The sequence below is a fragment of the uncultured Sphingomonas sp. genome (assembly GCF_946477935.1).
In the GTDB taxonomy this organism is placed as follows: Bacteria; Pseudomonadota; Alphaproteobacteria; order Sphingomonadales; family Sphingomonadaceae; genus Sphingomonas.
This window is the reverse complement of the sequence record NZ_CAMLAC010000150.1, coordinates 1-8988: the sequence shown is the minus strand read 5'-3', so window position 1 is coordinate 8988 and position 8988 is coordinate 1. Positions and strand designations below refer to the sequence as shown.

Annotated in this window: 7 protein-coding genes; all 7 read left to right on the top strand. The window is 61.6% G+C overall.

The genetic code is table 11. From position 1 onward, the window contains the following. Window positions 1-860 (top strand): conjugal transfer pilus assembly protein TraU (traU, locus tag Q0U08_RS14310; protein WP_298092106.1); only part of this gene is annotated, 860 nt, incomplete at its 5' end. Between the two features lie 10 nt (window positions 861-870). Then, complete coding sequence (gene trbC / locus Q0U08_RS14305; RefSeq protein WP_298092105.1) at window positions 871-1611, top strand: type-F conjugative transfer system pilin assembly protein TrbC; 741 nt, start codon at window positions 871-873, stop codon at window positions 1609-1611. Window positions 1612-1640: 29 nt separating this feature from the next. Next, window positions 1641-3482, top strand: coding sequence for a conjugal transfer protein TraN (locus Q0U08_RS14300; protein ID WP_298092104.1), 1842 nt, complete (start codon window positions 1641-1643; stop codon window positions 3480-3482). A gap of 40 nt (window positions 3483-3522) precedes the next feature. After that, window positions 3523-3855, top strand: coding sequence for a hypothetical protein (locus Q0U08_RS14295; protein WP_298092102.1), 333 nt, complete (start codon window positions 3523-3525; stop codon window positions 3853-3855). A gap of 206 nt (window positions 3856-4061) precedes the next feature. Beyond that, complete coding sequence (locus Q0U08_RS14290; RefSeq protein ID WP_298092100.1) at window positions 4062-4889, top strand: conjugal transfer protein TraF; 828 nt, start codon at window positions 4062-4064, stop codon at window positions 4887-4889. 65 nt (window positions 4890-4954) lie between these two features. Further along, a complete protein-coding gene (locus Q0U08_RS14285) occupies window positions 4955-6355 on the top strand; it encodes a conjugal transfer protein TraH (RefSeq protein WP_298092107.1) in 1401 nt (466 codons plus the stop codon). A gap of 22 nt (window positions 6356-6377) precedes the next feature. After that, window positions 6378-8988 (top strand): conjugal transfer protein TraG N-terminal domain-containing protein (locus Q0U08_RS14280; protein ID WP_298092098.1); only part of this gene is annotated, 2611 nt, incomplete at its 3' end.

Below are 8988 nucleotides of genomic sequence, written 5' to 3'. Positions count from 1 at the left end.
GCCTGAAAATCTGGCCGAGCGGACGACCCGATCCGAAAAATCCTTCCTCGCCGATTTGCGCGTGTTCAGATCCGCTCCCGCGCATTGGCATTGCGGTCGGCTTCTGGGAACCTGCCCGGCTAGCGGACGTGACGATGAAGCCGTGGTGCTTTCCGAATCTCGGCGGCGTCCGGATCGCGCCCGGTTTTGACATTGGGCAAGGCTATCTTGCCGGCCCTTCGATGGTCGGAGGCCGCTCGCAGAGCACGGCCAAGTGGCACGTCCACTGGTACGTCTATCCGCTTCTATACTGGATGGAGATCCTCACCGACTTCGTCTGCTTCGAACAGGCTTCGTTCGATATCGCCTACATGACGGAGGTCGATCCACTGTGGCAGGATGACTCGCTAGCGGCCCTAATCAACCCGGAAGCGATCGTCTTTGCGAACCCGGTCGCCCAGGCCGCCTGTGCTGGCGATTGCATCGCCGGAACGGTGAACCTCCCGCTGGATCCGCTCTTCTGGTGTGCGGGCTGCCAAGGCCCGATGTACCCGCTCAACGGGAACATCCCGGCGTCGATCGGCCACGTGCAGTCGTCCCGGCTCGCCCTATCGCGATTTGCCTACAAGATGCATCGCCAGGCGCTGGCATGGGGCACGATGGGATCGGCCGGACTCTGCAAAAAGTACCTGATGCCAGTGATGAGAAAGCAGCAATATCGCTTCCAGATGGTCAACCCGATCCCGACCGTCAGCGGACGCTTTGCCTGCTCGGCGATTGGGGCATCCACGATGCCGCCCGATGCTGGACGCGCCTATCCCGCCGGTGGCGAGGACATGGGCTACCTCGTCTGGCGCAAGCGCAACTGCTGCGTCCTCTAGGGGGATTACGATGCGCCTTCTCACTCTTGGCGGTCTCGCCCTCCTCTGTACCGCAGGCCTGTCGACGCTGCTCGCGCAGTCGGTCGATGGCGTCGATGTCCAATCCGTGAAGAAGCGGGCCGCCGATCTCGCGACGGAGGCCCAAGCGTTTGTCGAGCAGGTGAAGGATCGCGGCGATCGCTTCCGGGAAGATGCCGCGACGGTTCAGACCGATGGCGTCGAGAATATGCGACGGGTCGCATCAACCGACCTGCCCAAAGGGCCGGCGGGTGCGGTCGATTTCGATGAGATCGTGCAAGGCGCGGCGGGCAATATCGGCGCCAACGGCGGTGAGGCCCCCCAGTTCATCGTATTTGCCAGCCTCTCGATGCCCGAAAACTCACTCCGGCAACTGGTGAGCGATACCGCTGATGCCGGTGGTGTGGTCGTGTTTCGAGGATTTCCCAACAACTCGGCAAAGGACTTCGTCGCGCGTCTGAGCAAGGTCGTCGATCAAGGCCAGCTCGCGAGCATCGGCATCGATCCACGCCTCTTTCGAGCATTCGGGGTCCAAGCGGTGCCGACCTATGTGACGGTCTCTTCCGACTTCGATCTTTGCGCCGGCTTTTCCTGCCAGACGAAGCTGCCGCCATACGACCGCATGATCGGCAACGTGACGGTCGAGTACGCGCTTACGACCTTCGCCGAAGGTAATGGGCCGGGCGCGCGGATCGCCGCTGTTGCCCTGTCGAACATGAAGCGCAGCCGGTGAAAGTCAGCCGGATCCTATCGAGCAGCATATTGGCGCTCTTTCTGACGGTGCATCAGGCCGGCGCGCAGGAGATGACCGTTGAGCAGGCCCGTGAAGAGGGCAAGGCGATGGCGCAGGAGAAGCGCAACGATCCGTCGCTGGTGCCGTCCAGCGACGAACAGGCGCAGGCGGTGCCGGGGTTCGCCGGCACCAGTCTGCCTCAGGGCACATATTTCGATGACCCGGACCGGCTCGTGGCGGATGCCCAGGCGTCGAAGACGGGCAACGAGAGCTACCGGATTGTCACCGACGCCGACCGCGTGCGCCCGACCTTCAGCAATGCGGAGATTCTCGCGACGACCAATCGTGCCACGCAGGTCGAGAACGATCCCACCGCGTTTCTCGATGGAGAGAACATATCGGCGGGTTCGGGAACATGCACCCCGTTGCCGCCGGGCGTTGGAACGGAGGGTTACTACGAGGCGACCTGCAATACGGGCTCCAAACTCACGGAAGAGCCGCGCGCCTGTACGATCACGATGGTCCCGCAGATCACGAACAGCGAGCGCTGGTTCTACTATGGGGTCGCAACCAACCTGGCCGGCTACGGGTTTGCGGATCTCAACTATCTCAACGCCAAGTCGGTGGCGGGCGTCTGCCGGTCGACCGGGGTAAGCAAGCACATCTGCGACGCGCAGATGGATTTGGGCGCGGGCGGCGATGATCCCGCCGCCTACCTGCGCTTCTGCAAGCGGCGTCTTTCCGGGACCGCTACCCAATTCTCCTGCGGTGCCGAGCTTCCGCAAGGGGAGCTCCCGTATCATTACAATCACGCGACCGGGACAGTCTTCCTCAAGAAGGAGGGTGAGGTAAGCGTCACCGTGTCGCGTGACGAAAGCAGCTGCGCCGGCTCCGCGACGGACGAAATGTGCCGGAAATCGTCCGACGACGACATCTGCGTCGAGGGCGCAGAAACGCGGACCGTCGAAGGCGTCCCGATCGCTCAGGCGTGCTGGGCATGGCAGCGGAACTACATGTGCCACACGCTGAGTAGGGGAAACGACTGCTCGGACCTCGAGAACAACCGCCAATGCACGCATCTCCGAGACACGTGCCTGGACGATCCCCAAAGCGGACCCTGCAAGGTCGTCGAGAAGGTCTACAAATGTCCGGCGCCGGGCAGCACCGTGCCGGGCGACAAACAGTATATCTGTGGGAGCGACGTCTACTGCATCAACGGCGACTGTGAGCCTATCGTCCGGGAAGCGTCGACCGAGTTCAGGGACGCGCTCGTCGGACTTCACTCGCTCGACCAGGCAGGCAAGGAATTCAACGAGACTGATTATCGCGTCTTCAGTGGAAAGCGGGAAACCTGCCACAAGCCGGTCTTCGGACTGATAAACTGCTGCGCCGGCAAAGTGTCCGGTGTCGTGCCGGTCGCGGCAGGGGCCGCGGCGCTCGCCGGCGGACCAGCTGCCATCGCCGCCTTCGCTACACCATTCCTCACGCTATTCGCGTGCTCACAGGATGAGATGAAGCTCGATATCAAGGATCGAATGGGCTTCTGCCACAATCTTGGCAGCTACTGCTCTTCGAGCTTCCTCGGCATCTGCAAGACGAGGCGTACCGCCTATTGCTGCTTCGAGAGCAAGCTCTCCCGCATCCTTCAGGAACAAGGGCGCATCCAACTTGGAAAGCCTTGGGGGCCTCCGAAGCGGGAGCAATGCCAAGGCTTCGCGATCGAGGAGTTTGCCCAGCTCGACCTATCGCTGATGGATTTCACCGAGGTCTATTCCGACTTCATGGAGGCGGCGAAGCTGCCCGACGAAGTCCAGACGCTGTCCGACATTCAGGACAAGATCCAGGCCTACTATGACCTACATGGCAACTGATCCGCGGTCCGCCGAGGTAGGAAACCCGTGTCCTTGGGCCATGACGGTCTTCGAGCTCGCAATCTTCCTGGCCGTCTATCGTGCCATGAGCCCGATCGGTTCGGACGCACTAGCGGAGACATTGAGCGGCTGGTTCGAAACGGCGATCACTGGCGAAGATGTGACCGCCGCGGCAGGCGGAATGGTCAGTCGCGGTTGGCTGGCGATGACCGGCGGCAGCCTGATGGCGACGGAGGAGGGCCGACGGGTATCTCGCGTGCTCGCTAACGGCCTCATCCGAATGCTCGATCAGGGGACGCGCCTGATCGACGTCGCCCTGATGATGGCCGTGCTGCGCCTGACAACAGGGGAGCTGGACGATGGCCGTCTTTGAATTGCCCGCCATCGTGGCGTTGCTTCTCATCCAGTCGCCGCTGCCGCCTCCCAAACCCGGCCACCCGTGCGGATCGAGAAGCGCCCGCGGTTTCGACTGCTGCCTTCGTCTCCCGGCTTGGAGCACGCCGGCCGTACCCGATCCACTACCCAACCTGCCCCCACTCTCCGCGACAAATCAAACTGACGGTGAAAGGACGCCAACGGATGTTGCGACACGCTAAGGTAGCGATGCTTCTGCTGGTCTTGTCGCCGGTCGGGCTCGGAACGCCGGCATTGGCGCAGGACGGAGCGGTCGTCGAAGGCGGACTCGATCGCGATGCGCCTGATGACTTTTACTGCGGCGAACGGAAGCTCGGCCAATGGTTTTACTGTGGCAAGCCGAAGCCGGCCGAGAACAGTGAAGCACGCCAGCCGCCCCCGATTGCCAGCGCCGCGGAGCGAATGGCGGCGATCACGAAGCAACTCGACGAGTTGAAGGCGCGCGCCATCCTTGAACCGACCGAGCAGAATGTAATCGCCTATGTCCGTTTCCAGCGAGAGCAGCTCGATCGGGCATCGACCTTTTCCGATACCTGGCAACGCGCGCTCTGGCAGAACCCCGAACTCGACTACACCCTGCAACGTCCCGTCTCCACCGTTGGGAAAAGGCTGTGGCTCGACAACCGCAAGGCCGATCGCGACGCGGTGCTGACCAGGTTGGGACAACGATATGGGCTGTTCTACTTCTACGCGCAGAGCTGTGGTGCGTGCGAGGTGTTCGCTCCGATCCTACGCTCCGTAACCGACAGTCACAGGATGTCGGTGATGGCCGTCTCGATGGACGGCGGACCGAGTAAGGACTTCCCCAACTACGTCGTCGACTCCGGCCAGCGCGCTCGAATGGGTCTGGCCGGAAACGAGACGCCGGCACTCGTACTCTTCGACACCCAGACCCGGCGGACTATCCCGGTCGGTTACGGCGTGCTCAGCGCCGACGAGATCATGGATCGCATCTTCATGCTGACCAACACCAAGGTGGGGAGCGACTACTGATGACTGAGGCACGAGGGAAGGGCAGGCGCCCCGCAGTTCGCAAGTGGGCATCGTCGTGGCTGGGTCTGCTCGCGGTATCGCACTTTGCCCTGGTCGGCGTTGCGCGCGCCGACGTCGCATCGGAGATGAACGGCTTTTTCAACGAGGCCGGCGGCGCTGCAAACGTCACCGGGCCGACGGCGTTTCAGGGTCAATCGGCCGGCTATTATTCGCTCGGGAATGTGTGGACCCGCTTCCCTCAGAAGAGCGTGTCACCGTTCAATCTGCAACTTCCGAGCGCGCGGGCGGGCTGCGGCGGGATCGACCTGTTCAGCGGGAGCTTCTCCTTCATCAACGCCTCCGAGATCGTGGCGATGCTGAAGGCTACCGCAAACAACGCTTTGGGATTTGCCTTCAAGCTGGCGATCGATTCCGTGTCGCCAGAGATCGGCAAAGTCATGGACGAATTCAGCCAGAAGGCTCAACTGTTGAACCAGATGAATATCTCGAGCTGTGAAACGGCTCAGGCGCTTGTGGGCGGCATCTGGCCGCAGATGGATTCAACCCGCTCGACGATCTGCGAGGCGGTGGGCAACAGTCAGGGAGTGTTTTCCGACTGGGCGGCTTCGCGGCAAGGCTGCAACAACGGCAACAGGCGTGACGCGACGATCGCAGGTAATACCGATGGCAGCATGAAGGATCAGCTCGTCGGTGAGCCGCACAACTACACCTGGGAGGCGCTGAAGAAGTCGGCGAAATTCGGCGCGTTCGATCAGTCATTTTCCGAATATGTGATGACCTTGGTCGGGACGGTCGTCACGACGCCTTCGACCGATCCGGCCGTCGGCGGAAAAGTGGTCATGTTCGGTCCAGCGGAAGAGGCGGTGGTGACCGCGCTGCTCGACGGGACGACGAATGCGCCGGCCGTAAAGATCCTCAAGTGCAACGATGCCGATTGCTACGACGTCGGCGAGCAAACGCTGACCGTCCCGGCCTCAGCGGCGCTCCGCCCCCGGATCGCCTCGATGATCAAGTCGATGAGCGGCAAAATCCGCTCCGACATGGCTTTGGACGCTGCCGAAAAGCAGCTTCTGAACATCGCCACTGTTCCGATCTACAAGATATTGGCCGTCCAAGCCTACGCGCATTACGCCTTGACGGATGGCGAGATCGAGACGCTGTCCGAGATCGTGGCGGTCGATCTCCTGGCGGCGATGCTGGACAACATGCTCGATCGTGTCGAGCAGGCCCAGACGCATTACCAGACCTTCGATCAGGCGACGGCGGCGCAGTGGAAACAGCAGATCGCTGCGACCCGCCTGAAGTTTTCACAGCGCGACGTGAAGCTCAACAACAAGCTGCAGGTGACGATGCAGATCATCAACCGCAGCATCATGCTCGAGTCCACCCTGCAGAACTCGATGACGCCCGGGATGTCGTCCGCGCTCAACTTCTCTCGCGGGCTCAATGCGCAGGGTCTGATGTAGGGCAGCGGCAGGGGATGGGACAATGTTGGAGGTCTTCACAGTCGGGGGTGGCGAGTATCTCGTAAACACCTTCAACGCCGTCGCGGCCTGGTCGGGGGGAGGGGGCTACCGCTCACTCATTCGCGTCGTGCTGGTCATGGGCTTCATCTACTCGCTGTTCGTCGTCGCTTTCACCCTCAACTTCCGCGCCTGGTTCAACTGGTTCCTGCAATCGACGCTGATCTATCTCTGCCTGATGGTCCCGACGGTCGACATCAAGGTGACCGACCGGATCAATCCTTCCCTCGCGCCCGCCACCGTGTCGAACGTGCCGCTGGGTCTCGGGGTATTAGCCAGCTTCACAACGCAGATCGGCGACTGGCTGACCCGAACGGCAGAGACGGTTTTCGTGATGCCCGGAGAACTCAACTACACCACAAACGGCATGGTCTACGGCGCGCGCTTGTTCGATGCGACGCGCAACTTCATCATCAGGGACGCCGAGTTCTCGACCAACCTGGAAGAGCATTTCAAGAAGTGCCTCTTCGGCGACGTTATGCTCTACCAGAAATCGCTGACCAACCTCGCGCAGTCGAAGAACCTCTGGGCCGACATCGGCCCAGGATCGGAGGCTCGTTCTCAGGAATGGCTGGAGCGGCAGGGCGACGGCACGGTCAACAACTTCATCGTCACCTGCCGTCAGGCGTACCAGATGCTTGATGCGCAGTGGGCACCGATGATCGAGGCCAATACCCCGATCTGGGGGAAGGAGCTCTATCCGAAGCTTAGCAACGCCCTGGCGGGTGATAAGCTAAGGCACGACTTGCCTATCGCCAATGCCGCCTTCACGGGGGCAGGCAGCAGCTATACCGAAGCGATGCGTCAGAACACTGCGATCAATGCGTTCATGCAGGCGCGCAACAGCATGTCGGGTGGCACTGGCGCCGCGACCATCGATACCTTCGCGCAGACGCGCGCCGATATCCAGGCTCGGAACACCTACAATTCGATTGCGCAACAGGCGATGGCATGGGTGCCCATCCTGAACATCGTGCTGACAGTGGTGTTCTTCGCGATGTTCCCAGTGATCTTTCCCCTGTTCTTGATGCCCCAAACGGGAGTCAGCACCCTGAAGGGCTACGCTGTAGGTTTCTTCTATCTCGCAGCTTGGGGACCGCTGTACGTCATCCTTCACATGATCTGTATGACGCGGGCAGAGGCGGCCGCAACCGGCGTCGCCGGCGGGGGCGTGACGCTCGGCTCATATGCCGGGATCGCGGCGGTGAATGGCGAGACGGCGACGATCGCTGGCTTCATGCTGATGAGCATTCCGTTTCTCGCGGCAGGGCTGGCGCGGGGCGCCATGTCGATTGCAGGCCAGGCGACGTCGATGCTGGCTCCCGCGCAGAACGCGGCCGAGGCGGCTGCGGTCGAGGCGACCACCGGGAACTATTCCTATGGAAACATTAGCTGGGCAAACGCGACTTCCAACATGCGGCAGAGCGATCAGTGGTCGATCGCCCCCAGCTTCATGGGCGGATCGACCAGCGTCGGCTGGAGGCAGGATAACGGCGCCGTCGTATCTGGGTTCGGCAATGGCCAGGACATTATTGATATGGGAGGCGCGATCTCGCGCCTTGGTTTCACGCCGACAATGAACAGCGGAAGCGTCGCCGAATGGCGTGAGATGGCGAGCCAGGCGCATCGACAGGCGCAGGCGTACGAGAACGCCGCTCAAGAGATTCTGACAAGCACGCACACCGACCGGAGCGCATTCGGCAGATCCACTGAACGTACGACCGGCTTCGAGTCCGGAACCGGGCGCTCCTATAATACGAACGTTGAGCAATTCGATCGCACATCGGGGTCGAGCTCGCAGGGTCTCGAGGAGCGATCCTCCACCGGGCAAAGTCAGCGCATCTCGGAAGGACATGATCGGACGGCCGGCACGCTCGACCAAGTGCAAGGCAGCCTGACCGGTGGGCTGGGTCGGAGCAGCGGCGGGCTCCGTTCGGGCAGCAACGGCGGGTCTGGCGGCATCCTGCCGAGGGTGAGTGGATCGCTCGGTGTAAGTAGGACGGGGAGCCAACAAGACACATTACGTTATGGCACCGACGAGACGCGCTCGACAGATAGCTCTAGCTCGTCTTCGAGCGGTGTGCGTGACGAACATTCGAGTGGCAGTGGCGCCTCGACATCGGATGGCACTTATGATCGCTCTGGCGTGTTTAGCCGAGCTTCTTCCACATCTTCTTCCTCTCAAAGCACCGAGGACGCGCTTGCGCGAGCAAAATCCTACTCAGAGGCAGCGCGGCGACTGGAAGAACTTTCGCAATCTCTCTCTCGTGACGCCAGCTTCGCCGAGTCTCATGGCATGCAGCTCAGCGAGAACATGACCCAGGATCTGACTCAGTGGTATCGCGAACAGCAGGCCGTTCACCCGAACATGGATGCGCCGGAGCTTTGGGCTACCGATCTCACTCCGCAGCAAAGGGCCGTTCGGGACCAGATGATACGGCAATGGTCACAGGAAAAGCGCGACGATCTTTGGAATGAGATCAGCGGAGATATTAGAGAGCCGGCACTAGTCGACGTGAACGTAAGCGTGGCCGGTAGGCCGCCTTGCGGTGGTCTTAGCCTTCGGGATGCTTGTC